20 protein-coding genes are annotated in these 23,289 nt (G+C 64.3%); 9 read left to right on the top strand and 11 right to left on the bottom strand.

Annotation, left to right across the window (positions count from 1 at the left end; translation table 11 throughout):
* Positions 1-248: 248 nt before the first annotated feature.
* The 4 genes from ntrC to glnA all read right to left on the bottom strand — a co-directional run bounded on the left by ntrC (position 249) and on the right by glnA (position 4,973).
* Complete coding sequence (gene ntrC / locus ACFOPH_RS24055) at positions 249-1,712, bottom strand: nitrogen regulation protein NR(I) (RefSeq protein ID WP_379737640.1); 1,464 nt, start codon at positions 1,710-1,712, stop codon at positions 249-251.
* 74 nt (positions 1,713-1,786) lie between these two features.
* A complete protein-coding gene (glnL, locus tag ACFOPH_RS24050; protein WP_379737638.1) occupies positions 1,787-2,875 on the bottom strand; it encodes a nitrogen regulation protein NR(II) in 1,089 nt (362 codons plus the stop codon).
* Positions 2,872-3,387: a DUF4124 domain-containing protein gene (locus ACFOPH_RS24045; RefSeq protein ID WP_379737636.1), complete on the bottom strand. Its 516-nt coding sequence runs from the start codon at positions 3,385-3,387 to the stop codon at positions 2,872-2,874. The genes glnL and ACFOPH_RS24045 overlap by 4 nt, the downstream gene beginning before the upstream one ends.
* A gap of 170 nt (positions 3,388-3,557) precedes the next feature.
* The gene (glnA, locus tag ACFOPH_RS24040) at positions 3,558-4,973 is read right to left on the bottom strand and encodes a type I glutamate--ammonia ligase (protein ID WP_312550123.1); all 1,416 of its coding nucleotides are present in this window, start codon (positions 4,971-4,973) and stop codon (positions 3,558-3,560) included.
* Positions 4,974-5,298: 325 nt separating this feature from the next.
* Between glnA and ACFOPH_RS24035 the strand changes: the two genes are divergently transcribed.
* Positions 5,299-5,757 carry a rhodanese-like domain-containing protein gene (locus ACFOPH_RS24035; protein ID WP_312550122.1) on the top strand — a complete coding sequence of 153 codons (459 nt, stop codon included), beginning with the start codon at positions 5,299-5,301 and terminating at the stop codon, positions 5,755-5,757.
* 211 nt (positions 5,758-5,968) lie between these two features.
* Here ACFOPH_RS24035 and ACFOPH_RS24030 read toward each other — a convergent pair whose 3' ends face one another.
* From ACFOPH_RS24030 to ACFOPH_RS24015, 4 genes are all read right to left on the bottom strand, one after another.
* Entirely contained in the window at positions 5,969-7,927 is a 1,959-nt protein-coding gene (locus ACFOPH_RS24030) for a CocE/NonD family hydrolase (RefSeq protein ID WP_379737634.1), read from the bottom strand.
* Between the two features lie 71 nt (positions 7,928-7,998).
* Complete coding sequence (locus tag ACFOPH_RS24025; protein ID WP_312550125.1) at positions 7,999-9,417, bottom strand: TAXI family TRAP transporter solute-binding subunit; 1,419 nt, start codon at positions 9,415-9,417, stop codon at positions 7,999-8,001.
* A complete protein-coding gene (locus ACFOPH_RS24020; protein ID WP_379737632.1) occupies positions 9,414-12,668 on the bottom strand; it encodes a transglycosylase domain-containing protein in 3,255 nt (1,084 codons plus the stop codon). Before ACFOPH_RS24020 ends, ACFOPH_RS24025 begins: the two co-directional genes overlap by 4 nt.
* Positions 12,669-12,761: 93 nt before the next feature.
* On the bottom strand, positions 12,762-13,085 hold the full coding sequence (locus ACFOPH_RS24015; RefSeq protein WP_312550119.1) for a hypothetical protein: 324 nt from the start codon (positions 13,083-13,085) through the stop codon (positions 12,762-12,764).
* A gap of 330 nt (positions 13,086-13,415) precedes the next feature.
* Between ACFOPH_RS24015 and ACFOPH_RS24010 the strand changes: the two genes are divergently transcribed.
* Positions 13,416-15,665, top strand: coding sequence for a TonB-dependent receptor plug domain-containing protein (locus ACFOPH_RS24010; protein WP_379737630.1), 2,250 nt, complete (start codon positions 13,416-13,418; stop codon positions 15,663-15,665).
* 127 nt (positions 15,666-15,792) lie between these two features.
* Entirely contained in the window at positions 15,793-16,110 is a 318-nt protein-coding gene (locus ACFOPH_RS24005) for a hypothetical protein (RefSeq protein WP_312550117.1), read from the top strand.
* A 92-nt stretch (positions 16,111-16,202) separates the two neighbouring features.
* Here the strand turns inward: ACFOPH_RS24005 and ACFOPH_RS24000 are convergent, their stop codons facing one another.
* Together ACFOPH_RS24000 and ACFOPH_RS23995 are read right to left on the bottom strand one after the other, a co-directional pair.
* Positions 16,203-16,988, bottom strand: a complete 786-nt coding sequence (locus ACFOPH_RS24000; RefSeq protein WP_379737628.1) for a competence/damage-inducible protein A — start codon at positions 16,986-16,988, stop codon at positions 16,203-16,205.
* A 16-nt stretch (positions 16,989-17,004) separates the two neighbouring features.
* Positions 17,005-17,826, bottom strand: coding sequence for an EI24 domain-containing protein (locus ACFOPH_RS23995; RefSeq protein ID WP_312550115.1), 822 nt, complete (start codon positions 17,824-17,826; stop codon positions 17,005-17,007).
* A 194-nt stretch (positions 17,827-18,020) separates the two neighbouring features.
* On the opposite strand from ACFOPH_RS23995, the gene ACFOPH_RS23990 reads away from it, so the two are divergent.
* Positions 18,021-18,377, top strand: coding sequence for an FKBP-type peptidyl-prolyl cis-trans isomerase (locus ACFOPH_RS23990; protein ID WP_312550114.1), 357 nt, complete (start codon positions 18,021-18,023; stop codon positions 18,375-18,377).
* A 369-nt stretch (positions 18,378-18,746) separates the two neighbouring features.
* Complete coding sequence (locus ACFOPH_RS23985) at positions 18,747-19,001, top strand: acyl-CoA-binding protein (RefSeq protein ID WP_312550113.1); 255 nt, start codon at positions 18,747-18,749, stop codon at positions 18,999-19,001.
* Between the two features lie 43 nt (positions 19,002-19,044).
* Here ACFOPH_RS23985 and ACFOPH_RS23980 read toward each other — a convergent pair whose 3' ends face one another.
* On the bottom strand, positions 19,045-19,326 hold the full coding sequence (locus ACFOPH_RS23980; protein ID WP_379737626.1) for a polyhydroxyalkanoic acid system family protein: 282 nt from the start codon (positions 19,324-19,326) through the stop codon (positions 19,045-19,047).
* Positions 19,327-19,479: 153 nt separating this feature from the next.
* Between ACFOPH_RS23980 and ACFOPH_RS23975 the strand changes: the two genes are divergently transcribed.
* From ACFOPH_RS23975 to ACFOPH_RS23960, 4 genes are all read left to right on the top strand, one after another.
* Positions 19,480-21,042 carry a hypothetical protein gene (locus ACFOPH_RS23975; RefSeq protein WP_312550111.1) on the top strand — a complete coding sequence of 521 codons (1,563 nt, stop codon included), beginning with the start codon at positions 19,480-19,482 and terminating at the stop codon, positions 21,040-21,042.
* On the top strand, positions 21,039-21,320 hold the full coding sequence (locus tag ACFOPH_RS23970; protein ID WP_312550110.1) for a protealysin inhibitor emfourin: 282 nt from the start codon (positions 21,039-21,041) through the stop codon (positions 21,318-21,320). Before ACFOPH_RS23975 ends, ACFOPH_RS23970 begins: the two co-directional genes overlap by 4 nt.
* A 392-nt stretch (positions 21,321-21,712) precedes the next feature.
* Positions 21,713-22,036: a ferredoxin FdxA gene (gene fdxA / locus ACFOPH_RS23965; protein ID WP_312550109.1), complete on the top strand. Its 324-nt coding sequence runs from the start codon at positions 21,713-21,715 to the stop codon at positions 22,034-22,036.
* Between the two features lie 130 nt (positions 22,037-22,166).
* The gene (locus tag ACFOPH_RS23960; RefSeq protein WP_379737623.1) at positions 22,167-23,264 is read left to right on the top strand and encodes an NAD(P)/FAD-dependent oxidoreductase; all 1,098 of its coding nucleotides are present in this window, start codon (positions 22,167-22,169) and stop codon (positions 23,262-23,264) included.
* Positions 23,265-23,289 lie beyond the last annotated feature (25 nt).

Below are 23,289 nucleotides of genomic sequence, written 5' to 3'. Positions count from 1 at the left end.
GGACAGCGATGCGTGAGCTTACACCATCGTTGTTCCGTAGGGTGGGCACGAGTGCCCACGCGGAACGATGCGTCATGTTGGCACGATTAAAGCCGCAGGGCATGCATTCAAACACAGCCTGGCATAGCGTGCCTCAACCGTAGAACGAAGCCAGCACGGCGCATCCTTCCGCGTGGGCACGGGGTGCCCACCCTACGGTCCGCGCAGCGGGCCGAAGCAACGAGTCCGGGCCGCAAGCACCGGCGTGCCTACTCTTCGCGCGTGCCGTCGATGCCGAGTTCGACGATCTTGCGCGTGATCGTGTTGCGTCCGATCCCCAGCCGCATCGCGGCGTCGTTCTTGCGCCCGTGCGTGTGCTTCAGCGCGGTCTTGATCAGGGCCGATTCGAACTGCTTGCCGAGCGTGTCCATCACTTCGAACTGGCCGGCGCTGAGCATGCTGGCGGCCTGCAGTTCCAGCAGGCCGATCCAGCCGTCGGGCGACGGCGGCGCCGACAGCGCGGCAGGCAAGGCGCCCGGTTCCGCAGGGGCGACCGGAGCGAGCGAAGTCGCGGCCGGCTGTCCCTGGGTCAGGTCGCGCGGCAGGTCCTTGATCTCGACCGTCTGGCCGGGCGCCATCACGGTGATCCAGTTGCACAGGTTTTCCAGCTGGCGCACGTTGCCCGGCAACTCCAGGCCGCTGAGGAAACGCATCGCGCTCTCGCTCATGCGTTTCGGTTCGACGCCCAATTGGTGTGCGCTCTGCACCAGGAAGTGGCGCGCCAGCAGCGGAATGTCCTCGCGCCGCTCGCGCAGGCTGGGCAGGCGCAGGCGGATCACGTTCAGGCGGTGGAACAGGTCTTCGCGGAACAGGCCGTCGCGCACGCGCTGTTCCAGGTTCTGGTGGGTGGCAGCGATCACGCGCACGTTCGCCTTCACCGGCTGGTGGCCGCCGACGCGGTAGAAGTGGCCGTCCGACAGCACGCGCAGAAGACGGGTTTGCAGATCGAAAGGCATGTCGCCGATCTCATCTAAAAACAGGGTACCGTTCTCGGCCTGCTCGAAGCGGCCGCGCCGCATTGCCTGGGCGCCGGTAAAGGCGCCGCGCTCGTGGCCGAACAGTTCGGATTCGAGCAGGTCCTTCGGGATCGCCGCCGTGTTCAGGGCGATGAAGGGCTCGTTCGAACGGGGGCTGTGCTTGTGCAGGGCGCGCGCCACCAGCTCCTTGCCGGTGCCGGACTCGCCGGTGATCAGGACCGTCACGTTCGACTGCGACAGGCGGCCGATCGCCCGGAACACTTCCTGCATCGCCGGCGCCAGGCCGAGGATCTCGGGCGTTTCGGCGGGCGCCGCTTCGACGCTTGCTTCGCGCAGGCTTTCCTCGAGCGCGCGCCGGATCAGGGCGACGGCCTTGTCGATGTCGAAGGGCTTGGCCAGGTAGTCGAAGGCGCCGCCCTGGAACGAGGCGACCGCCGAGTCGAGGTCGGAAAAGGCGGTGATGATGATGACCGGCAGGCCGGGATGCTTGGCCTTGACCGCCTGCAGCAGGTCGATGCCGGATTCGCCCGGCATGCGGATGTCCGACACCAGCACCTGCGGCGTCTCGTTCTCGAAGGCGGCCATGGCGTCGCGCGCGTTGGCGAAGCTGCGCGTCTCGAGGTTCTCGCGCGCCAGGGCTTTTTCCAGCACCCAGCGGATCGATGCGTCGTCGTCGACAATCCAGATTGGTTTCATGTAGTTCGTGGCTTTCCGCAATGTGGATTCATAAGCGACCGCGGCGCCCTGCCCCAGCCACCTCATTCACGGAACTAAGGCAGCGGCAGCAGGATCCTGAAATCCGTCAGTCCTGGCCGGCTTTCGCACTCGATCATGCCCTGGTGCTGCTGCACGAACGTCTGCGCCAGCGTCAATCCCAGGCCGCTGCCGCCCTCCCTTCCCGACACCAGCGGGTAGAAGATACGGTCGCGGATATCGGGCGCGATGCCCGGTCCATTGTCGATGATATGCAAATCTAATGCCAGCCCGTAGCGGACCTTGGCCAGGGTCACCTGGCGCGCCACCCGGGTGCGCAAAACGATCTCGGCGTCGCCGTCGGCGATCCGTCCGGCGAGGGCCTGCGCGGCGTTGTGGACGATGTTCAGCACGGCCTGGATCAGCTGCTCCTTGTCGCCGCGGAACTCGGGAATCGAGGCGTCGTAGTCGCGCCGGATGGTCAAGCCGTTCGGGAACTCGGCCAGCACCAGCGAACGCACGCGCTCGCAGACTTCGTGGATGTTGACGTCGCCGACGATGTGGGGCTTCCTGTGCGGGGCCAGCAGGCGGTCGACCAGGGTCTGCAGGCGGTCGGCCTCCTTGATGACGACCTGCGTGTACTCCTTCAGTTCGCTCAGATGCCTTGGCGGCAGCTCCAGCTCCAGCAGTTGGGCCGCGCCACGGATGCCGCCCAGCGGATTCTTGATCTCGTGCGCCAGGTTGCGGATCAGTTCCTTGTTGGCCTGGCTCTGGTCGAGGAAGCGTTCCTCGCGGTCGAGCTTGAGTTGCTGCACGTTCTCGCGCAGCTCGATCAGCACCTCGCCCTCGCCCAGGCTGCTGGCGATCGAGTGCACGTGCAGGATCTCGCGTCCCGGGCGCACCAGCGCCAGGTCCTGGCGCAAATCGCTGTACTGGTGGGTGCGGGTCTGGTCGCACAGCGCGGCCAGCTCGTCGCCGTTGGTGAACAGCGCGGTCAGCCCCTGGCGCGAGAGCCACTTGAACGAGGCGTCGAGCATGTTCTCGGCCGCCGGGTTGGCGTAGCGTACGCGGTCGGCGGCATCGACCAGCAGCACGCTGGAGGCAAGCAGTTCCAGGCCCGCGAAACGGGCCGGCTGCGGCTGGAAAGCGCTGTCCGGGTCGTTCATCGGATGTTGGCGATCTCGCGCCGCAGCGCTTCGACGTTGCGCTCGGTGCGGTTGATGTCCTCGCGCATCTGGCCGACGCGCTCCTGGTACTTGGCGTAATTGCGCTCGTTGCCGTTGCGCGGCGGCTCGCCGTTGTTGAATTCGCGCTTCTGCTCGGCCAGCTTCTGCTCCTCGGCGCGCAGCTCCTCGTTGAGGATCTCGCGGCGGTCGTCGTCGCGCACGCGCTGCTGGCTGGTGTCGACGCGCGGGAAATTGGCCGGGCTCGGGGCCGCGGCCGGCGCCGGGCTGCCCTGGCGCATGGCGGGGGCCGGCGCGCTGCGTTGCGGCGGCGCGGGGATATACCCCGGCAGGTCGAGCGCCTTGCAGCCGCGTTTGTTCGTGTCGGTGAATTCGACGCGGCCCTGGGCGTCGACGCATTTGTAGACGGCCGTCTGCGCGCCGGCGGCGCCGCTGAACATCAATCCGGCCGCCAGCGCCAGCTGGACACCGCGCCGGGTCACACTGCTTGTCATTCGCATCGTTGGAAGCTGCACGCGCATGCGTGCGAGTGGAAGTCGAGCCGACTATACCGTATTAAAAAGAGAAACGCGGGGAAAGCCTTCGGCTTGCCCCGCGTTTTTGCCTGCAAGTTACATTGCCTTACAGCTTTTGATGCTGTAGCGCAACGCTCTTGCCGTCTCGATTACGACGAGTAGTACATGTCGAATTCGATCGGGTGCGGCGTCATGCGCATGCGCTGCACTTCCTGCATCTTGAGGTCGAGGTAGGCGTCGATCATGGCGTCGCTGAACACGCCGCCACGGGTCAGGAACTCGCGGTCCTTGTCCAGGGCGTCCAGGGCTTCTTCCAGCGAAGCGCAGACCGTCGGGATCAGCTTGTCTTCTTCCGGCGGCAGGTGGTACAGGTCCTTGGTCGCGGCTTCGCCCGGGTGGATCTTGTTCTGGATGCCGTCCAGGCCGGCCATCAGCAGCGCGGCGAAGCACAGGTAGACGTTGGCCAGCGGGTCCGGGAAGCGCACCTCGATGCGGCGGCCTTTCGGGTTCGCCACGTGCGGGATGCGGATCGAGGCCGAACGGTTGCGGGCCGAGTAGGCCAGCTTGACCGGGGCTTCGTAGCCAGGCACCAGGCGCTTGTACGAGTTGGTGCCCGGGTTGGTGATCGCGTTCAGGGCCTTGGCGTGCTTGATGATGCCGCCGATGTAGTACAGGGCCGTTTCCGACAGGCCGGCATAGCCGTCGCCGGCGAACAGGTTCTTGCCGTCCTTCCAGATCGACTGGTGCACGTGCATGCCCGAGCCGTTGTCGCCGTTCATCGGCTTCGGCATGAAGGTCGCGGTCTTGCCGTAGCTGTGGGCGACGTTCCAGATCACGTATTTCATGTTCTGGGTCCAGTCGGCGCGCTCGACCAGGGTCGAGAAGCGGGTGCCGATTTCGTTCTGGCCGGCGCCGGCCACTTCATGGTGGTGCACTTCGACCGGGATGCCCAGCGATTCGAGGATGAGGCACATTTCCGAGCGCATGTCCTGGAAGCTGTCGACCGGCGGGACCGGGAAGTAGCCGCCCTTGACGGTCGGACGGTGGCCGCTGTTGCCGCCTTCGATTTCCTTGTCGGTCGACCAGGCGGCTTCTTCCGATTCGATCTTCACGAAGCAGCCCGACATGTCGCTCTTCCAGCGGATCGAGTCGAAGATGAAGAATTCCGGTTCCGGACCGAAGAAGGCGGTATCGCCCACGCCCGAGGACTTCAGGTAGGCTTCGGCGCGCTTGGCGATCGAGCGCGGGTCGCGGTCATAGCCCTTGCCGTCCGACGGTTCGATCACGTCGCACTGCATGAACAGGGTGGTCTCTTCCATGAACGGGTCGATGTTGGCCGTGGCCGGGTCCGGCATCAGGAGCATGTCCGATGCCTCGATGCCCTTCCAGCCGGCGATCGACGAGCCGTCGAAAGCGTGGCCCGACTCGAACTTGTCCAGGTCGAAGTGCGACACAGGGACGGTGACGTGCTGCTCCTTGCCACGCGTATCCGCGAAGCGGAAATCAACGAATTTGACTTCGTTGTCCTTCACCATCTGCATCACATCTGCGGCGGTCTTTGCCATGCGTTTCTCCTAAATGAAAAGGGTGGTGCCGTCAGGCGGCGGGGTCTCGGCGACCGGTCCAGCCAACGTGCGACATACTCAAGCGAAACATATGCAGGAACCATGCCAGCAGTCCGTCATGAACAAATGCGCAATCGTTCTTTGGAAACCCGTGAGTTTAACCATAAAATCCTTGGCGATACGGCTTTGCACAATGGTGCAGCCCAACGCAAGCAATGCACCAACATGGTGCACGCACCACGATGCGCACCATTTTGATGCGCTTCGCACCGATTCGGCAAGTTTGCGTGATACTGGTGCGAAGCTATTTCGACAAGGAACTCATATGAGCACGACCGACACCATTCTCGACGCCGCCCGCAGCCGCGCGGCAGGCCAGCCCTATGCCGGCGCCGTTACCCCGCAGGAGGCTTTTGCACTGGTTCAAAGCAATCCGAACGTGAAGATCGTCGACGTGCGCACCAATGCCGAGCGCGACTGGGTCGGCCGCGTCGCCGTGCCGGAAAGCCAGCACGTCGCGGTGCAATGGGTCACCTACCCCGGCGGCCAGCCGAATCCCCAGTTCGGCCCGCAACTGGAACAGGTCGCGAACAAGGACGAGGTGCTGCTGTTCCTGTGCCGCTCGGGCGTGCGCTCGCGCCACGGCGCCCGCGTCGCGACCGAGCTGGGCTACGCGAATGCCTTCGACATCCTCGAAGGCTTCGAGGGCGACCGCGACCAGGAGGGGCACCGCAAGACGGTCGGCGGCTGGTGCAAGGCGGGGCTGCCTTGGATCGGGGCGTGATGCGAATCGCACACGCTCGATAGGACGCTGACGAAGGAGTCCGCGCCGTTTATATCGTAGGGTGGGCGCCCCTGTGCCCACGCGTGACGCATGAACAGACGCAGCGCGTTGTAGACGCCAACACGACGCCGGCTTCACGCGTGGGCACGTTCGTCATCGAGGCCGGGGCCTCGATGACCCCACCCTACCGGTCACCGCGTCACCGTGCTCCTTACGGCATCACCATCACCTGCACACCCGAGGCCGCGTCCGGCGCGCGGTAGACGCGCTGGGTCGCCTTCACGAAGTCTTCCGGCTTCGCGGTCGGGATGCGCACGAAAGTCTGCGGATTCAGGTCGACCAGCGGGAACCAGGAGCTCTGCACCTGCACCATGATGCGGTGGCCGCGGCGGAAGGTGTGGTTCACCTGGCCCAGTTCATAACTGATCGCCTCCACCTTGTTCGGCACGAGCGGCTCGGGCTTCTCGAAGGAGTGGCGGAATTTCGCGCGCAGCGGGTTGCCGCGCACCAGCTGCTGGTAGCCGCCCAGCGCCAGCGGCGGCGCGACCACGTCGCTGCCTTTCACCTGCACCTCCGGCTGCGGGTAGGCGTTCGGATACACGTCGATCAGCTTCACCACCCAGTCGGCGTCGGTGCCGGTGGTCGAGACGAACAGCTTCGGCAACACCGGACCGGCGATCGTCACGTCTTCTTCCAGCACCTCGCTCTGGTAGACCAGTACGTCGGGCCGTTTCGCGGCGAAACGCTGGTCCGAGACCATGTACTCGCGCGGCACGCCGGTGGCCGGGTAGCCGATGAAGGGCACGGGCTTGCGCGGGTCGGCGACGTATTCATCATAGCCCGTCCCCGCGGCCACGGGCGCTTTCCAGTCCAGCTTGCCGTTCGCGCCGAAATAGAGCGTGCGTGCCTTGGCCTGCACCGGCGGCCAGGCGGTGTACTGGCGCCAGACGTTGGAGCCGGTCTCGAAGGCCGTTACTTCCGGCAGCGTGCGCGCCGGCTTCACCCCCTTCAGGTGCTGTTCGAAAAAGGGGAATTCGATCTGCCTGCGGTAGTAGTCGGCCGTCTTGCTGTCGAAGTTCACGTGGCCCAGGCGCGCACCGTCGCCGCGAGCCCAGCCGCCATGCACCCAGGGCCCGATCACCAGGCGGTTCTCGATGCCGGGATTCTGCTTTTCGATGGCGCGGTAGGTGATGAAAGGGCCTTCCAGGTCTTCGGCATCGAACCAGCCGCCCACCGTCAGCACCGCCGCCTTGACGTTCTTCAGGTGCGGCGCGATCGCGCGCGACTGCCAGAACTGGTCATAGGTGTCGTGCTCGATGTTCGGCATGAAATAACCGCGCTGCGCCGGGCTCATGGTGGCGGCGATGTGCGACAGCGTCAGGTGCTTCAGGAAGAAATCGTAACCGTCGGTCGTGCCGTAGTCGAATTCGGCGTCGCTCTTCGAGGGCGGCGCCGGGTTGGCCGCTTCGGTAAAGGAGGCGTAGAAGTCGAAGTTCGCGGCCAGCATGAAGGCGCCGCCGTGGTACGAATCGTCGCCCATGTACAGGTCGGTGACCGGCGCCTGCGGCGACGCGGCCTTGATCGCCGGGTGCGAATCGATGATGCTGGCCGCCGTGTAGAAGCCGGGGTAGCTGATGCCGTAGATACCGACTTTGCCGTTGTTGTTCGGGACGTTCTTCAGCAGCCAGGCGACGGTATCGTGCATGTCCTCGCTCTCGACGCCTTCGCCCGCCGCACGCTTCGAAGTGTCGTTTGCACCGCGATGCGGCGTCATCTCCTGCCACTTCCCTTCCGACATGTAGCGCCCGCGCACATCCTGCTTCACGAAGATATAGCCGCTGTCCATGAATTCGCGCGAAGGGCCGATCGCTTCCGGATACCAGTCGACGCCGTAGCGCATCGCGTCCTGGGCGTAGACGCCGGCGCTGTAGGGCGTGCGCTGCATCAGGAAGGGATAGCTGCGCGAGCTGTCCTTCGGCACGTAGACCACGGTGAACAGCTTGATCCCGTCGCGCATCGGGATGAGGTACTCGTACTTCGTGTAGCTGCCCTGCAGGCTGCGCTTGGCGGCAGGCGCGTCCGCATCGCCGGCTGCGTGGGATAAAGGTGCGGCCAGCCCGAAGGCCAGCATCAGGCTGAGGGAAAGGACGGAAAGCGGACTGCGGGTCATGGCGGCCTTTGCGGACAAGTCGAAGCCCGCCAGTGTAATCCGTTTCGCCGCCGCGCTGTTACTCTGGCAAGTTACTCCGCCAAGTGCTGCGCTGCGGCGACCTTGCCGTCGTCATCGCCGTCGAGCGTGATGCGTACCCGCTCGCGCACGAACGCGATGTGGCTGCGCAGCCGGTACAGTTCGTCCGCATAGGCCAGCGGGATCGAGATGTGGTTCACGCGCGTCTCGATGTCGTCCAGGCGGCGCACCAGGTCCTCGCGCACGAAACGCCTTTGGTCTTCGGGCACGTTCTCGACCGCCTGCTCGACCGCGCGCAATTCGCCGTACCAGCGGTAGACGCGCGAGCGCACCCGCCACACGTACAGCGGCGGCACGATCTTCGACAGCGGAATCACCAGCGCGGCCAGCGCCACCACCACGACCCACAGGCGGTCGAACAGGTTGGCCAGCCAGAAGCTCATGTAGCGCTGCAGCAGCGGCGGGCCGTCGCGGTAGTACTTCGCCGCCTCGGGCGCCACGGGGATCTCGGTGTACTTCGGCGACGGGAATTGCCCCTGCTGCTGGAACCACCCTGCCCCGCCGTGGATCTTGCCGGCCGCCTTGACGAACAGGTCGACCAGGGCCGGATGCAGGTCTTCCCGCGCCACCAGGGTGGCCGTGGGTGCAATCAGGTGGTAGTCCTGGGCCGGAATGTCGCGCCCGAGGTCGACGATCCCGCGCGGCAGCACCACGTGGGTCAGGAAAGGCAGGCGCCGCGTATAGGCCTCGGCCTGGTCGAAGTTGAACAGGCGGATGCCGGGCGTCTGCAGCAGCATCTGGATCAGCGGCGCTTCCGGCGCCGAACTGAACACCAGGCCGTCGATGCGCCCGGCCAGCAGTTCCACGGTCGCCGGGGTATTCTCGAGCGCGCCGAGCGTCAGCTCCGCCGGCTCGATGCCGTTCACGGCCAGCACCTGGCGGAACAGGTTCGGCACGCCCGTGCCTTCCGGGCCGAGGTTGATGCGCAGGCCGCGCAGCCCTGTCAGGCTCTTCGCCTTGACGTCCGCGCGCAGGAACAGCCAGACCGGCTCGGTGAACAGGCTGCCGAGCGATACCAGTTCGCCCTGCTCCGCCCCCTCCTCGCTGGTCGAGCCGCTCTGCACGAAAGCGATGTCGGCTTCGCCGCGCTGCAGGCGCTCCAGGTTTTCTTTCGAGCCGAGCGAGCGCTGGACGCTGACCGCGATGTCGTCGCGTTTCAGCTCCTTGGCATACTGCTGACCGAAGGTTTCGTAGGCGCTGTTTTCCTGGCCGGTGGCCAGGCGCACCTGGCGCGGCGGCGCCGGGTCGACCACCAGATACGCGATGAAGCAGGCCAGCGCCACCAGCACGATGGTCGGGCCGGATGCGACCAGCAGGTCGCGCAGGGAGATCAGGGAAAAGCCGCGGATGGTGGAAACCGCGCGCCGGCTGGCCCGGCGCGCGCGTTCACCGGCTTTTACGCCACCCTTCAACGCACGCACTGCCGCTGCGCGGCGACGCTGCCCGGCTGCGGATCGATCATCGGCATCAGGCTCGGCGCCAGCGTCACGAGCAACTGCACCGGCAGCGCGCTGGTGAAGTCGTAGTGCTCGGACTGCGGGCCGTGCACGTAGGCAGTCATGGAACCGAAGAAGCGTTCGCCGATGTTGAAGACGAACGTCGCCGAGCGGTTCACGTAGCGCGATTCGATCAGGCGGCCGCCGCGCGCATACACGTCGAAGCGCTGGTCGCCGGTGCCGGTCTTGCCGCCCAGGGCGATCACGCTGCCGTCATGGGTGGCGAAGGCGGTCTTGACGCGCTTGGCGGTGCCGTTCGAGACCACGCCGCGGATCGCGTCGGCGACCGCGCGCGCCACTTCCGGCGCCAGCACCACTTCGTGCTCGACCTTCGGCGCGCGCACCACCCGCGTCTCGTAGGGCGTGTCCTTGGCGAAGTGCAGCGAATCGATGCGCTCCACGGGTTTCCTCACGCCGCCGTTGATGATGATGCCCATCAGTTCGGCCAGCGCGGCCGGACGGTCGGCCGAGGCGCCGAGCGTGGTCGCGTAGGACGGCACCAGCGAATCGAAGGGGTAGCCCATCTTCTTCCACTGGGCGTGGATCTTGAGGAAGGCCTCGACTTCGATCAGGCCGGCGATACGCTTGTCCTGGGCGTTCTTGCGGCTGGTCTTGAACAGCCAGGCATACACTTCCTGGCGCTCCTTGGTGCTGGCGCCCACCACCTCGCTCCAGCCGGCCTTCGGATGGTTGCGCAGGTAGCCGACCAGCCACAGCTCGAGCGGGTGCACCGAGGCCACGTAGCCGCGGTCGGCCAGCGACATGTTCTGCGGCGCGTACTGCTCGTACATCTTCTCGATGCGTTCCTGGTCGACCTCGTTGCTCGGCAGCGTATCGTTGATGAAGGCGCCGAACTGCTGCAGCGTCGCGTTCGGGGCGATGGTGCGGTGCGCGGCGGCCAGTTTCGACGCGAGCGGACGCACGCCGGTGAACAGCAGGGCTTCGGCCTCGTCCGGGGTCTTGCCCTTGTACTTGTTCCAGAACTTGGCGAGGAAGACCTTGCCTTCGTTGTCGGCGAAGCGCGCCAGGTACTGGGCACGGCGCGGATCGCTGGCGTCGGCCAGCAGCTGCGCCGAGGAGCCCGGCAGCTGGAACATGTAGTAGCGCACGATGTCGCGCATCATGCGCACGAACACCAGGTTGGTCGACTGCTGCAGCGCTTCCTGCACGCTCATGATCTTGCTGTTGTCGAGCTTGCTGAAGTTGCCGAAGTAATGCAGCCCGCCGCCGGTGAAGAAGCCTTCGCCCGGATTCGCCGAGTACTTGCGGTCCATCGCCGCGGCCAGCATCGGCGCCAGGCCCCGGTCGCCGTTCGCCGGCAGCGCCAGGAAGTAGTCGACCGCCCACTGGCTCATACGATCCTTCGGGTCGATGCGCGTCTCGCGCAGCGCCTTCGGGTCCATCCCTTCGTAGCGGCGGTACAGCTGGTCGACGATGTCGAGGTAGGTCACCAGCGTGCGCAGCTTGGCCGTGGAGCCGAGGTCGAGCTTGGCGTGCTCGTTGATGTCGAGCGGCTGGTCGTAGTTATCGGTCTGCACGCGCAGGTAGTTGACGTTCTCGCCGCGCTCCATCAGCGTGAAGCTGTAGACCACCTGGGCCGGGTCGCCGTTGCCGAGCAGGCCCTTGCCGGTCAGGCCGGCCGCCTGCGCCGACTCGGCGCTGGTGAGCTGGCGCAGCGCCGCGGTGACGGCCTGCTGCGCTTGCGCGTCCAGGGTCGAGACCACCGACAAATCGAGGCGGTCGAGGTTGTACAGGCGCGGCTCGCCCAGCAGGTAGCCGAGGTGGTTGCGCACCGCGTTCGAGGCCTTGCGCGAGACGAAAGCGTTCGGTTCCGGCGGCGCGACGCCAGAACCCAGCGCGGGCTTGAGCTTCAGCGCCAGCGCGGCGTCGCGCAGCTGGGGCGTGATCACGCCGGCCTGCGCCAGCACGCGCAGGTGGCTGTTGGTGAGCGTTTCCAGGTCTTCCTTGCCGGCGCCGAGGTAGTAGGCCGGACGGCGCTGGGCGATCATCAGCGACAGCGCTTCCTTGTAGGCCAGCACCGCGTCCGGATCGGCCATGTCGCCCTTCAGGGCGGCGCTGACCTTGGCGAAGTCGCGGCCGTACCAGACCCACATGCCATCGCCGATGCCGTTGACTTCGCCGTAGCCGACCTTCGCCGACAGCGGCACCGTGTTCAGGTAGTCGAGCACGATCTGGCGCCGCGCGCCGGTGGTGTCTTCGCCGTCGTGGTAGGCGCGCAGCGTGGCCGAGGCCATCTGGATCATCTTGTCCTGCAGCGAGGCGGTGCGCCCTTCCGGCGAATGGCGGTATTTTTCGATCTGGGTGGCGAGCGTCGAGCCGCCGGCCACGCGCGAGCCGCCGCCGATGCCGACCGAATGCAGGGTCTTGTCGAACACCGCCTTCGAGAAGCGGTCCCATTCGATGGCGGGATTGCGCTTCGGGTAGGCCGGATCGAGCAGCTCGCGGTTCTCGATGAACAGCAGGCTTTGCACCAGCAATTGCGGCGCCTCGTCGAAGCGCTCGTACTGGCGCTCGGGGAAGCGCGAACCGAACAGCGGCTGGCTGCGGCAATCGAGGATCTCGAGGCCGGCGCGGTTCTTCTCGCGGTAGCTCGCGAACAGGCCGTAGTCGGCCAGTTCCAGCATCTTCGGCGACATGCGCGCCTGCGCGTCGACCACGTAGTCGCGCGTGTGCAGCTTGCCGAGGAAGGCAGGCAGGTGCGAATAGCCCAGGCGGGCGTCGTAGGGGCTGTCGGCCGGGAAGCGGATCGCGTCGCTCGGTCCCTGCTCCATGCGGTAGCTGACGTCCTTCATCATGCCGGCGAAGATCTTCGCCTGCAGCGTGGACGTGCGCGTCTCGTAGACGGCATAGGCGGAACCGGCGGCGACCATCACCAGCGCCAGGCCGAACAGGATGCGCCTGGCGCGGCCACTGCCTTTCGGCGGCTCGCCTTCGCTCTCGGGTTCGTTGGTATCGTCGGGAAGCTCTTCCTTGCCGGTGTCGGTAACGAGCGACAGGTGCGGATAGCTTTCGTACAGCGGCACATCCGGCTCGGCCCCCGCCGCAGTGAGGACCGGCGCGGCGTTGCCGCCATCGCTGCGCCCGCGCAGGATGCGCACGGCGCGAAATACGTTACGTGGCCGTCTGAAACGGCGGGTACTTTCCATGATGGCTCAACCGGTTTGAATCATTGTGCCCGCAATCACTGCCAACCTGCTCGCCATCTTGATGCCGATTTGTTCGAGTGATCGTGGTCGTCGTTAGTTCATCCGGCGCGCGAATCTCACCCGAAATTCCAGCACGCCGCAGCCATCATTCCACCACATCAACAGGTCTTCCACGTAGCCCTGTTCAACAAATTTGACCTGCCCTGATCTTTTTCGCAAAAAAACAACGGCAGAGTTAACAAGACGGCATGAAGGAAGCCATGGGCTGTGGGAGCCGATGAGATCGGTGACGGAAAAGCGTCCGACAAGGCGCAAACCACGGCCCTGCCATGCGACATGGCGAGGATGTGCAACGCAGCAGGACGTTGTCTCCAAGGCAGGCCTGCTCAGGCTTGGCGCCATCGTCAGCGCAAGCAAGCCGGTCGCTCGGGCGCGGCGAACTGGGTGACTTCAGCGTTTGCATGTTGGACGCGCCTGGTTGACGCGACAAAAACGCGCCTGTGTGGCAACGAATGCCACGTCCGATCGATGTCCGGCTCGCGCCATATCACATCGAATCTCTCGCCACGATAAGGCAGGCCATTTATTCAATAAGCATATTGATTGAAATTGACCATTTTGCTTTTATCGAATATTGTCCTGATGCTATTTTGTGACGACGAAAAAGATAATGCAGTAGCTGAATTAATGCAGTAGCTGAATAATTACCATGCAGGTGAGCTTATACCTCGAGCTGCACACCGGGATTTGCGTACTCCAATTCAACCGCAGATAACTATCTACGGTGATGTTTTCAAGAATTTAATGAAGATAGTTTGCATGCCCCTGGCATTATGCTTTGGCGGCGCAGCCGCAATAATGACACCGTGCCATGCGCAGGACCAGGCGACCAGTGACAAACCCATACCCCAAGTCATCGTTGCAGGGAGCCAGGTGAAGCAAAGCGAGAATGATTTTGTTGCTGGCAAGCTCATTATTGGGCGAAAAATAATTGCCGAGAGCGGCAAGCAGAACGTCGCCGACATCTTGCGGCGTGAGCCAGCCATAACGCTAAGTAAGGACGGCCGCGTCAGCTTGATGGGAATGCAGGGGTACACGCAGGTGCTGGTCGATGGTCTCCCACCGGGTGTGAATGACCCCTTCGACATGGACCCAAGCCAGGTTGAGCGAATAGAAGTCATGACGTCCGCGACGGCGTCGACTGGCCCCTTCGGAATTGGCGGGACAATTAACATCATTCGTCGCACGGCGGCACCTCAACGTTTCAGCCAAATCACCGCTTCGGCCTCCCATGCGGCGGGCCACGGTAACGGCAACCTCACATGGCTCAACAATGGGACGGCAGCGGAGGCGCCACTCAGCTTCAATTTATCCGTGGTCGCCCGCAATGGCGTGACCCCGAACGTCGGCCGCTATGCAGAGGTATCGGAGAAAGACGCATGGCAGACGACCAGGTACGGCGAGTATGACGGTGACACATCCACTGATTACCTGATCGGTTCCAGCGAAGTGGTCTATCGAATCGGTCACGCAGTGGAATTGAAAACCATGCCGGAGATCGGCCAGGTCATCGTCAGGAGCGAATCCAGAGACCATCGGCTTGGTCCAGGATTCGACAGCGAGCGGACGGTACACGACGTGAGCCGAAACCGAATGTCCAATCAAGCGATTCCTGTGCAATTAAACTGGCGCATGCCGGACGAGAGCCAAATCGAAGTCAAGCATACGCTGAACCGGAATACGATCGCGTCCAGGCAAAGCGCGCAAGTCGACCAGGGCGGGCAATCCGATACCTACAGGTCGACAGAGAACCAGGAGCGCAGCGAGACGAACCACATTACCGATGTGACGTACAAGCCCGCTCCGTCGGACGAACATCAGCTGGAATCGGGGCTTCGCTATGCGAGATCGCGCGGCATCCTTTCTTACGAGGGGCTGATCGACGGGCAAGCTGACCAGATCGTTGCTCTGTTCGGGCGCTCCAACTCGTTTTCCCGGCAGACATTGCGTTTATTCGTGGAGGACGAGTGGCAGCTCAACAGGCGAATTGCATTGAATCTCGGCCTGTCGATGGAAACGCAGCAGCTTGCATTTCGCGAGGGACCACTGCAAGGACGGAAAACATTTCATCTCTGGGCACCGTCCCTGCATGTCGTGCGCAAGCTTCCAGGCGAGACACGTCGCCGGCTCAGGCTGTCGATAGCGCGCACCTTCCAAATGCCATCCATGTCGCAATTTTTATCGCGTCCGGGAATCAGCTCGCTTGCGCCTTGCCTGGCCGGGGGAGCCTGTGTTCCCAACGGTCCCGATACGCCGGACACCACGGGTAATTATGAACTGACACCGGAAAGCGCCCTGGGCGTCAATGCATCCTACTCACATGCACTCGGAGCGAACAGCGAACTTTCCGCGGAAATCTACTATCGCGCGATTACAGGAAAAATCGGGCAGGAGATCGGTGTCGGCAGCGTGGCCTGGGCAGCTGATCCACGATATGTCAGACGGCCCGTCAATCTGGGCAAGGCCGATGTTGCCGGTATCGACCTCTCTGTGCGGCTGGCGACGCGCGATTTTTGGAAAAGCGCGCCAAGACTCGATTTGACAGGGACTGTCGGCATGGCCCAATCCCGTCTGTCGGGGCTGGCCGGTCCAGATAATCACCTCGCAGGCCAGTCGCCATGGCGGGCGAAACTCGGGATCACTTACTACGCTGACGAAAAACCGCTCAAGGCCGATGTCGACCTGAGCGTGCTACCGGGAGATTGGGTTCGCGACAGCGTCTCCCACCGGATTTACGAAGGACGGCAAGTATCGCTCAATACCAGTCTGCATTGGAAGCCGACGGCTGCTTATCGGCTGGTGGCAAGCCTGGATAATCTGGCTGCGGAGAAACGAAACCGTATTGATCAATTTTCCCTCGCCGACGGCCGCTTCACAAAGCGTACAAGTGCCGCTGCCTACAGAAAAATTGGCGTACGTGCAGAGTGTAGCTTCTGAAAATGAAGGAAAAATCGTATCGGTGCTGGTAACTGAAAAGAAAACGATGACGGGCTTCAATGAAGAGTTCCATGCTCGACTGACTCGTCTGGCTTAGCGGCAGTAATTACTTGAAATGGATGAAAAAATGCTTGTAAAGATCATCGTCGGTGTGTTGATTTGTGCTGGTGCCCTGGGGAGTAGTGCCAGCGCGCTTGGTGAGCCACTGTTCTCGCCAGCAGCTTGTTACAAAAAATGTACGACGCTTGCGTTTGAAGAGCCCGACGCTTTGCGTGGCCGCTATGCCGAGAAGATGAAGAAAATCCAGGATCTTCAAAAACAGCAACGAGTCGAGCAGGACAGCGCGAAGCTCAAAACGCTGCGCGATGCAGAAGCGGCGGAAACGGAAAGCTTGAAAGATGCGCTTGAAAAGAACTGCTCGAAAATGTGCCAGATGGACCGTTGACGGATGCCGGCCTTGCCAATTCGCGCTTGACGGTAAAAATCGTGCGATGACTTAACGTCATAGTTTGGTCCGATACATCAAGAGCCTGGAGCCTACAAGCATCGGTATTCGGCCTCTGCACGGTCGAGTTCCGCCCGCATGGCAGCAAAGGCCGGCGCCACCTCGTTAGGCACGCCCTTGACGCCGAGCTCGATGTGGCGGCGGCTGCCGTCCTCGCCCACGCTCGGCAGGCTGAACACGCGCACACCGGTGTAGCGCGCCTCGATCGCCTCCATCAGCGGAACGAGCACGGCCTCGGCCTGGCCATACACCAGCATGGACTGTTCCGCGTGCGCCTGCTGGTGAAACAGGTCGGCGTAATAGGTGTCGAGGACCCAGGCGATCATCGGCCAGGCCATGACCGGGAAGCCCGGCACGAAGTGGTGACGGGCGATGGTGAAGCCGGGGATGCCGTTGTAGGGGTTCGGGATGAGCGTGGCGCCGGCCGGGAATTCGACCATCTTCAGGCGCTGCAGGTTCTCCGGTGCCGACAAGTCCACTTCCTGGCCCGCCTCGCGTCCGGCCTGCAGGATGCGCGCTTCGAGCAGCGGCCGCCCTTCCGGATGCACTTCGAGCGGCAGGTCCAGCGCAGCGCCTGCGGCCTGGCGTGTATGGTCGTCGGGCGTGGCGCCGATGCCGCCGCAGGAGAACACGATGTCGTCGCCGGCGAAGGTGCGGCGCAGGGTCGCCGCGATGCGTTCGCGCTCGTCGCCGACGAATTCGGCCCAGGTCAATTGCAGGCCGCGCTCGGCCAGCAGCGCGACCACTTTCGAAAAATGCTTGTCCTGGCGCTTGCCGGACAGGATTTCGTCGCCGACGACGATCAGGCCGAATGCCATGGAACTCTCCTCGCTTTCAAGATGCCACCGGGGCGCTTGCGTTGGCGGCGCGCAGGTCCTGCAGCGCCTGCAGGCAGTAGTACTGGAACCACAGGCCGGTGAACAGGAAGATCATCACGTACAGCCAGGCCGACAGGATGGCGAGAAACGGGAACAGCACCACCGACAGCACGGCGCCGCCCATCCAGGCGATGCCGGGCATGGCGCCCAGCAGGCCCGAGATCATGCCGATCGTTAGCAATTGCCAGCGCCGCGCCTTCATCAAGGCCTGGCGCTCGGCGGCGGTGGCATGGGCCGCGAGCGCGTCGTAGCTCATCACGCGCGACGTCACCCAGCCCCACAACGCTGCCTGCACCAGCACCGCCACCGGCGGCACCGCGTACAGCGGCACCGTCATCAGCCACAGGCCGGCGAACACGATCACGCTCGTCAGGTTCATCCAGACGCTGCCGGCGAAGCTGCCGCCCTCCTTGCGTTCGAGCTGGGGGAACTGGCGCCGGCCGACGTAGGCCTCGATTGCCGGCATCGCGAAGATACCCATGAACAGCAGGGAGCTTGCGATCATCAGCGGCAGCAGCAGGATGATGGCCATCAGCGGCACCACCATTACCTGCAGCACGCCCAGGCCCAGCGTCGACAGCATGCTGCCGCTGGCCTGGAACCAGCCGTAGTCGGCGAAGACGGCATGCAGCCAGTCGAGGAAGGGCTGCAGCCCGAACCACAGCAGCGCGCCCCAGGTCAGCAGCGACAGCAGCAGCGGCACCAGCGACAGCAGCAGCATGCGGCTGGAGAACTGCGCGCGCAGGGCGCGGCCCCAGGCGGTGGCGACGCCGCTCATCGGCAACCCCGGCGGCAGCCTCGTTGGATGAGCAGGAAAAGGTATGAAGGCGTGGTCATGCGGCTCCCCGATATGGAAGGCTTATTGTAGACAAGATCGCGGGCAAGGGCCGCGACGGGCAAGCGGACCCTCGATGGCGCTCCGGGAGTCCATGCACTACAATCGCCCCTCAACCTGAACCTTGAAGGAAAATCATGTCCATTACCACCACCGCTTCCGGCCTGCAGTACGAAGACACCGTCGTCGGCGAAGGCGCCGAGGCGAAAGCCGGCACCTACGTCACCGTCCACTACACCGGCTGGCTGCGCAACGACGACGGCAGCACCGGCGCCAAGTTCGATTCGAGCAAGGACCGCAACGACCCGTTCCAGTTCCCGCTGGGCGCCGGCCACGTGATCCGCGGCTGGGACGAAGGCGTGCAGGGCATGAAGGTCGGCGGCGCGCGCCGCCTGATCATCCCGGCCAGCCTGGGCTACGGCGCCCGCGGCGCCGGCGGCGTGATTCCGCCGAACGCGACGCTGATCTTCGACGTCGAGCTGCTGGCTGTGTAAATATCCCTGCCCCCTCCGCTTGCGGGTGGGGTTGTAGGGTGGACACCTGTGTCCACGCTGTCGTACCTTCGCATACCGTAGGGACAGCCGTAGGGTGGGTTCTTGAACCCACCTTCCCGCCGGCTGATTGAGCGGCATTTCACATCGTCGACCGCGTGGGTTCAAGAACCCACCCTACGCATTCTTGCTCGACAATTCGACCGCCGCACAGCGTGGACACAGGTGTCCACCCTACAAAAACTGTCCCCGAGCATCCCCTCTAAAATTCCCGCCAGAAGCACGTATTTCGCTACCCCTTAGGCTAAGATGACCGCGCGCATTGCCGTTCAGTCAATGCACCATCCAGCAATCCAGCCAACAGGAGTTTTTATGAGCTTGCAAGACCAGTTCACCCAGGCCCAGGCCGATTCGAAGAACCTGCCGGAGCGTCCGGACAACATGACCCTGCTGAAGATCTACGCGCTGTTCAAGCAGGGCTCGAGCGGCGACGTGACCGGCGAGCGTCCGGGCTTCACCGACATGGTCGGCCGCGCCAAGTACGACGCGTGGGACCAGCTGAAAGGCACCTCGCAGGAAGACGCGATGCAGCAGTACATCGACCTGATCGAGGAACTGAAGGGTTAAGCGCCCCTGCCGGCCACGCGGCCGGCATCGAGGCTGCGTTCGATCACGCGGCCGCGAACACCCGGCGCATCTTGTCGCTCACCTTGGCCTCGATGGCCGGGCCGAAGGCGCTCATCATGAAACCCAGCTTGATCCGCAGCGCCGCGCGCTGCTCTTCCAGGGTCAGGACTCCTTCCACTCCGCTGCGCTCGAAGCGCAACACGTCGCCGTCCCAGCGGCACTGCATGCCGAATTCGGCGGCAACCTTGTCCGCCACCTGCTGCGCCGCCGCGCGCGCCCGCTCCGGGCTGAGGCTGTGTTCCTGGACGATGTGAATGTCGGCCATCTGTTTCTTTCCTTCTTCAAAACGCAAGAGCCCGCCATGATGCCAGTTGCGCCGCCGGCGTGCCAGTGCGCTTTGCAATTGATTCTCGTCAAAACCGTTTCCGCGCAGGGGACGAGTATCTGCTGAGCTACCGCAATCACACGAGGATGCACCATGGAACGAGCACTGTTGCCGGATGACCCAGTCAGTACCGAACGCGACCAGCCGCCGGTCGCCTTTGTTCCCACGCCGAGCGCCGCCTATCGCCAGCACCGCAAGGCGTCCCAGCTGCTCGACCAGCCGGGCGCGCCGCGCGGCGCCGACGAACCGCAAGCCCCCGAGGTGCCCCTGCCCTACGCCTTCGGCGCGCGGGTGCTGATGTGGAAACAGGATCCCTCGGTGAGCGACATGGGCACGCGCAAGGCCTTCCTGCCCGGCATCGTCCTGGCCGGCCCGCGCGACGCCCGCATCGCATCGAGCGATCCGGCCATCAGCCCGGTCGAGCCGAATGCCTTCGGCGACTTCGTCACCATGCCCGACACGCCGCAGTTCGACGCCGTCCACACCTTCGCCGTGGTGCGCCAGACGCTCACCATGTACCAGCGCGCGCTGTCCTCGAGCGGGGCCGAGATGCCGCTGCCCTGGCAGTGGAACAGCAGCATCGACACCGCGCCGCTGCAGATCTTCCCCTACGGCCTGCCGAACGTCATGAACGCCTTCTACAGCCGCAGCCAGAACTGCCTGAAGTTCGGCGATTTCGTCCCGAGCGGCCAGAGCGAGCGCGTGTTCACCTGCCGCTCCTTCGATATCGTCGCCCACGAGACCGGGCACGCCGTGCTGGATGGCCTCAAGCCGAGGTGGCTCGAGGCTGATAATCCACCCCAGACCGGCGGCCTGCACGAATCCTTCGGCGACCTGACCGCGATCTTCCTGGCGCTGTCCCAGCTCGACCAGTGCGAAGCCGTGGTGGCCCAGACCAAGGCGCGCCTGCACGACAAGACCTTCCTCGCCGACATCGCCGAGCAGTTCGGCCTGGCGCTCGGCAGCACCACCGGCCTGCGCAACGCCGACAACGACCTGACCCTGTCCCAGGCCGGCACCCAGGTGCATGCCATTTCCCAGGTGTTTACCGGCGCCGTCTACGACATCCTGGCCGACCTGTTCGCGTTCGAACGCAACCCGGCGCTGGAGGACGATGCCGCCGTCCTGCACCGGGTCGCCGCATACCTGCGCGGCCTGGTGCTGCGCGCCCTGATCGCCGCGCCCGACATCGCCGCCACCTATGCCGACGTGGTCAACGAAATGCTGCGGCTGGTGCTCGAGGACGGCAAACCGGACAGCTACACGCAATCGATCCGCCACCAGTTCACGCTGCGCGAAGTGGTCGGCGGGCCGGAGGTGGCCAACGATGCGCCGGTCCCGGAGGCAGGCGCTCCCGCTCCGGGAGGGCCGAACGACGTGCCTCCTGTTGATTCGGAGTTGCCGGGGAAAACCCTGGCGCCGCAATGCAAGGTCCACGTGCGCCTGGCGGCGGGGGTCTGCGACGCGCCCGGCGCCCAGCAGGACCGGCGCGCCTGCTGCGGCACCATGAACCTGGCCGAGTACTACGACATCGAGCGCGTGCTCGACGCCGAAGCCCAGGCGCTGGCGCGCTGGTGCGCCGAGCGCGGGCGCAACGGCCCGGCCGGCGAGGAACCGGTTATCGATTCCGGCGGCGGCATGCCGACCCCGGCATGAAGATCACGGCGAAACAGGGCGGCGGCTTCGCCGGCGGCGAGCGCTGCGTCGAGCTCGACACCGCCTGCCGCGCCGACGGCGGCGCGCTCGAGGCGCTGGTGCGCCAGCTCGATTTCTTCGGCGCCGCGCCGCCCTGCGGCGTCGGCGCGGACATTCCGCGCTGGGAAATCACGGTGGAAGACGGCGCCCAGCGCAAGACGGTGACGCTGCTGGACGACGGCAGCCTGGGGGCGACGGCCTGGCCGGCGCTGCTGGAGCATTTGCGAAGCACCAGTTGAACCTGGAGCCACCGTTGCCGCCGGCCGTCGGGTGGGCACCCCGTGCCCACGCGTACGCATGAGTAGCATCGTGGCCATCAAGCACTGCAAAGCGTGAACATGTTGACGCTTCCAACTATTCAATCGAGACGTCTCGACAAGCCGGCACGGCCATGCTCGAAGCGCCAACGCCACGCCGCGTTCCGCGTGGGCACGGAGTGCCCACCCTACGCGAGGCCAGCATCCATCGTTCCCACGCCAAATCGTACCTCGCCCAACACATTTGCTTATGTATATTGTGTCTAAGCCTGATTTGTAGGAAAACTGGAAATCCCCTAAAATACGGTGCTTTGCCATGTTGGCGGCCCTCCCTTGCGCTGACGCCGCGGCACCCCACCATAGATAGGACTGTTATGACCCACGTTGTCACCGAATCGTGCATCCGCTGCCGGTATACCGACTGCGTCGATGTATGCCCGGTCGATTGTTTCCGGGAAGGCCCGAATTTCCTCGCGATTGACCCCGACGAGTGCATCGATTGCGCCGTGTGCGTGGCCGAATGCCCGGTCAATGCGATCTATGCGGAAGAAGACGTGCCGGGCGACCAGCAGCAATTCATCAAGCTCAACGCCGACCTGGCGCGCTTCTGGCCGTCGATCACCAAGACCAAGCCGGCCCTTCCCGACGCCGAAGAGTGGAAAGACGTCAAGAGCAAGCTGGACCAGCTGGCCCGCTAAGCTCGCATACGTCACGTGGCCTGCTGCGCGCGGTTTTCGACCGCCGCCAGCAGGCGCACGGCATCCATGGCACACTAGCGGCCATCGCGTCATCGCCCCCCTCTTTTAAAAAATCAACAGGATTGAGTGCATGAGTATCAGTGCCACCCACGATGCGGGCAGCATCGCCCCTAACAGTTCGTTCGCCGGCGCCATCGACGCCGACGCGGTCATCATCGGCGCGGGCCCGGTCGGCCTGTTCCAGGTCTTCGAACTCGGCCTGCTCGAGATCAAGGCCCACGTCATCGACTCGCTGCCGGCCGTCGGCGGCCAGTGCGTGGAGCTGTATCCGGACAAGCCGATCTACGACATCCCTGCCGTGCCCGTCTGCACCGGCCAGGAACTGACCGACAACCTGCTCAAGCAGATCGAGCCGTTCGAGCCGACCTTCCACCTGGGCCAGGAAGTGACCACCGTGCAGCGCCGCGAAGACGGCCGCTTCAACGTCGAGACCTCGACCGGCACCCAGTTCATCACCAAGACCATCTTCATCGCTGCCGGCGTCGGTTCGTTCCAGGCGCGCACGATCAAGGTCGACGGCATCGAGAAGTTCGAGAACAGCCAGCTGTTCTACCGCGTCAAGGATCCGGCGCTGTTCGAGGGCAAGAACCTGGTCATCTGCGGCGGCGGCGACTCCGCCCTGGACTGGGCCCTGAACTTCGTCGGCAAGGCCGAGTCGGTCGTGCTGGTGCACCGCCGCGAGGACTTCCGCGCCGCCCCGGCCTCGGTCGCCAAGATGAAGCAGCTGTGCGAAGAGTACGAGATGCAGCTGATCACCGGCCAGGTCACCGGCTTCGACGAGAAGGAAGGCAAGCTGTCGGAAGTGAAGGTCACCGGCGCCGACGGCGTCACCCGCCGCGTGCCGCTGGACATGCTGATGGTCTTCTTCGGCCTGTCGCCAAAGCTGGGCCCGATCGCCGAGTGGGGCCTGGACATCGAGCGCAAGCAGCTCAAGGTGATGGACACCGAGAAATTCGAGACCAACGTGCCGGGCATCTTCGCCGTGGGCGACATCAACACCTACCCGGGCAAGAAGAAGCTGATCCTGTCGGGCTTCCACGAAGCCGCGCTGGCCGCCTTCGGCGCCGCGCCATACATCTTCCCGGACAAGAAGATCCACATGCAGTACACGACGACCTCGCCGAAACTGCACAAGATCCTCGGCGTCGAGACCCCGGTCTTCGATTAAGAACGACCGTTCAGTTAGAAAAAAA

Source organism: Massilia haematophila (assembly GCF_042647645.1).
GTDB lineage: Bacteria > Pseudomonadota > Gammaproteobacteria > Burkholderiales > Burkholderiaceae_D > Telluria > Telluria haematophila.
The sequence above is the reverse complement of the archived record's forward strand: the minus strand, read 5'-3'. Positions and strand labels throughout refer to the sequence as shown.

Coding starts and splice junctions, on each gene's coding strand:
- fdxA (WP_312550109.1), top strand. CDS start 21,713: ATGACCCACGTTGTCACCGAATCGTGCATCCGCTGCCGGTATACCGAC.
- ACFOPH_RS24005 (WP_312550117.1), top strand. CDS start 15,793: ATGCTTGTAAAGATCATCGTCGGTGTGTTGATTTGTGCTGGTGCCCTG.
- ntrC (WP_379737640.1), bottom strand. CDS start 1,712: ATGAAACCAATCTGGATTGTCGACGACGACGCATCGATCCGCTGGGTG.
- ACFOPH_RS23980 (WP_379737626.1), bottom strand. CDS start 19,326: ATGGCCGACATTCACATCGTCCAGGAACACAGCCTCAGCCCGGAGCGG.
- ACFOPH_RS23995 (WP_312550115.1), bottom strand. CDS start 17,826: ATGAGCGGCGTCGCCACCGCCTGGGGCCGCGCCCTGCGCGCGCAGTTC.
- glnL (WP_379737638.1), bottom strand. CDS start 2,875: ATGAACGACCCGGACAGCGCTTTCCAGCCGCAGCCGGCCCGTTTCGCG.
- glnA (WP_312550123.1), bottom strand. CDS start 4,973: ATGGCAAAGACCGCCGCAGATGTGATGCAGATGGTGAAGGACAACGAA.
- ACFOPH_RS23975 (WP_312550111.1), top strand. CDS start 19,480: ATGGAACGAGCACTGTTGCCGGATGACCCAGTCAGTACCGAACGCGAC.
- ACFOPH_RS24030 (WP_379737634.1), bottom strand. CDS start 7,927: ATGACCCGCAGTCCGCTTTCCGTCCTTTCCCTCAGCCTGATGCTGGCC.
- ACFOPH_RS23960 (WP_379737623.1), top strand. CDS start 22,167: ATGAGTATCAGTGCCACCCACGATGCGGGCAGCATCGCCCCTAACAGT.
- ACFOPH_RS24020 (WP_379737632.1), bottom strand. CDS start 12,668: ATGGAAAGTACCCGCCGTTTCAGACGGCCACGTAACGTATTTCGCGCC.
- ACFOPH_RS24000 (WP_379737628.1), bottom strand. CDS start 16,988: ATGGCATTCGGCCTGATCGTCGTCGGCGACGAAATCCTGTCCGGCAAG.
- ACFOPH_RS24045 (WP_379737636.1), bottom strand. CDS start 3,387: ATGACAAGCAGTGTGACCCGGCGCGGTGTCCAGCTGGCGCTGGCGGCC.
- ACFOPH_RS23990 (WP_312550114.1), top strand. CDS start 18,021: ATGTCCATTACCACCACCGCTTCCGGCCTGCAGTACGAAGACACCGTC.
- ACFOPH_RS23970 (WP_312550110.1), top strand. CDS start 21,039: ATGAAGATCACGGCGAAACAGGGCGGCGGCTTCGCCGGCGGCGAGCGC.
- ACFOPH_RS24035 (WP_312550122.1), top strand. CDS start 5,299: ATGAGCACGACCGACACCATTCTCGACGCCGCCCGCAGCCGCGCGGCA.
- ACFOPH_RS23985 (WP_312550113.1), top strand. CDS start 18,747: ATGAGCTTGCAAGACCAGTTCACCCAGGCCCAGGCCGATTCGAAGAAC.